The organism is Actinomyces succiniciruminis (assembly GCF_900002405.1).
In the GTDB taxonomy this organism is placed as follows: Bacteria; Actinomycetota; Actinomycetes; order Actinomycetales; family Actinomycetaceae; genus Actinomyces; species Actinomyces succiniciruminis.
In genome coordinates, this window is the sequence record NZ_LK995519.1 from 1 (window position 1) to 2186 (window position 2186).

A 2186-nucleotide genomic window follows, 5' to 3' on the forward strand; every position below is an offset into this window, starting at 1 on the left:
TCGTCGTTGGAGAAGTCGGTCTGACGCACCCAGCGCTCCGGCTTGTCCCCGCGCACCTGGTAGACGGTGCCCTCGGCGGGGTGCTGGATGACGGCCACGGTGGCGGTCGCCTGCCCGCCGCGGCGGCCCACGGCGGCGGGGCGGATGATGGGCCGCGCGGGCTCGGCGAGGGCCGGGGCCTGGGCGCGGGCCTGCTGCACCAGCTCCGCCAGGGCGAAGGCCAGCCGGGACAGTCCCGCATGGGAGACGGCGGAGACGGTGAAGGTGGGCAGGCCGCGGGCCTTCAGGTCCGCCTCCACCAGTTCGGCCAGGTCGGCCGCCTCGGGGACGTCGACCTTGTTGAGCACCACCACGCGCGGGCGCTCCATCAGCGGCGCCAGCCCGGTCAGCGCCGGGTCGGCCTCGTCGGCGCCCAGCCGGTCGGCGTAGGCGGCCAGCTCGGCCTCAATGGTGTCGAAGTCGCTGAGCGGATCGCGGCCCGGCTCCAGGGTGGCGCAGTCCAGCACGTGCACCACCACGGCGCAGCGCTCGATGTGGCGCAGGAACTCCAGGCCCAGGCCCTTGCCCTCGCTCGCCCCCGGGATCAGCCCGGGCACGTCCGCCATGGTGAAGCGAGTCTCCCCGGCCTCCACCACGCCCAGGTTGGGGGTGAGCGTGGTGAAGGGGTAGTCGGCGATCTTGGGGCGGGCAGCGCTCATGGCGGCGATCAGGGAGGACTTGCCCGCGCTGGGGTAGCCGACCAGGGCGACGTCGGCGACGGTCTTCAGTTCCAGGGTGACGTCACGGGCCTCGCCGGGCTCGCCCAGCAGGTGGAAGCCCGGGGCCTTGCGCTTGGGGGACGCCAGGGAGAAGTTGCCGCGGCCGCCGCTTCCGCCCTCGGCGACGACGACGCGCTCACCGGCTGCGGTCAGGTCCGCCAGCACGCCGCCGTCGGAGTCCTTTACCACGGTGCCCAGCGGCACCGGCAGCACCATGTCCTCACCGTCGGCGCCACGGCGCCAGCCACCCTCACCGGGGGCGCCGGAGCCGGCGGTGCGGTGCGGGGAGCGGTGGTAGGTCAGCAGGGTGGTCACGCGCGGGTCGGCGGTCAGGATGACGCTGCCGCCGTGACCGCCGTCGCCGCCGTCGGGGCCGGCCAGCGGCTTGTACTTCTCACGGTGGATCGACGTGCAGCCGTGGCCGCCGTCGCCGCCGGCGACGTGCAGGACCACCCGGTCGATGAAGCTGGGCATGGGCGTCTCCTCGGGCGCTGCGGGGCGGTGGCCCCGGGGCCGGCATGCGCGAGGGCGGACGGCCGAAGCCGCCCGCCCTCGCGGATACCGTCATGGTGATGGAGGCTGTGTCAGCCTTCGGATGCGACGACGTTGACGACCTTGCGGTCGCGGAAGGTGCCGAAGTCGACGTTGCCGGCGGTCAGGGCGAACAGTGTGTCGTCCTTGCCGCGGCCAACGTTGTTGCCGGGGTGGAAGTGGGTGCCGCGCTGGCGGACGATGATCTCGCCGGCCTTGACGAACTGGCCGCCGAAGCGCTTCACGCCGAGGCGCTGGGCGTTGGAGTCGCGGCCGTTGCGGGAGGAACCAAGACCCTTCTTGTGTGCCATGTCGGGGCTTCTTTCTGTTTCGCTGTTGCCTGAAAGGATACTGCGGCGGGGCGGCCCGCTCAGCCGATCGCGGTGACCTTGATGGCGGTGAGCTTGGCGCGGTGACCCTGGCGCTTGCGGTAGCCCGTCTTGTTCTTGAACTTGAGGATGTTGATCTTGGGGCCCTTCTCGTCGCCGACGATCTCGGCCTTGACGGAGGACTTGGCCAGGTCCGCGGCGGAAGCGGTCACCTTGTCTCCATCCACCAGCATGACGGGGGCGAGAGTTACCTCGTCGCCGACCTCGCCGGCAAGCTTGTCGACAACCACGACGTCACCGACGGAGACCTTCTCCTGACGGCCGCCGGCCTTGACGATCGCGTAGACCACTTGACTGCTCATCTCTGTCGTATCTTCTAGTCGCTCGTTCCCGGGAGCGCTGCTCCACCGCTTGCGGGCGACTACTTGGGCAATGGTGCGGAAGGCACCGCCGGATTACTTTATGCGATCCGGCGGGCGACACCAACCTGTGAACGCCCGCCGGACCTGTGTTCTTCCGCACCCCACCGCTCGGAGGGGGATGCTCCGGGGCGACGGCGGGCGCCCGC

General features: G+C 71.2%; 3 protein-coding genes. All 3 read right to left on the reverse strand.

All coding sequences use genetic code 11. The features are described 5' to 3' along the window. On the reverse strand, positions 1–1232 hold a 1232-nt coding region (obgE, locus tag BN1056_RS09450; RefSeq protein WP_210580664.1), incomplete at its 3' end, for a GTPase ObgE. Between the two features lie 110 nt (positions 1233–1342). Next, positions 1343–1600, reverse strand: coding sequence for a 50S ribosomal protein L27 (rpmA, locus tag BN1056_RS09455; RefSeq protein ID WP_073327242.1), 258 nt, complete (start codon positions 1598–1600; stop codon positions 1343–1345). 59 nt (positions 1601–1659) lie between these two features. Continuing rightward, positions 1660–1980: a 50S ribosomal protein L21 gene (gene rplU, locus BN1056_RS09460; protein WP_073327243.1), complete on the reverse strand. Its 321-nt coding sequence runs from the start codon at positions 1978–1980 to the stop codon at positions 1660–1662. Between the last annotated feature and the right edge of the window lie 206 nt (positions 1981–2186).

What these genes read in the sequence shown, in the direction of transcription:
- rpmA (WP_073327242.1), bottom strand. Translation starts at nt 1,600, where the DNA reads ATGGCACACAAGAAGGGTCTTGGTTCCTCCCGCAACGGCCGCGACTCC.
- rplU (WP_073327243.1), bottom strand. Translation starts at nt 1,980, where the DNA reads ATGAGCAGTCAAGTGGTCTACGCGATCGTCAAGGCCGGCGGCCGTCAG.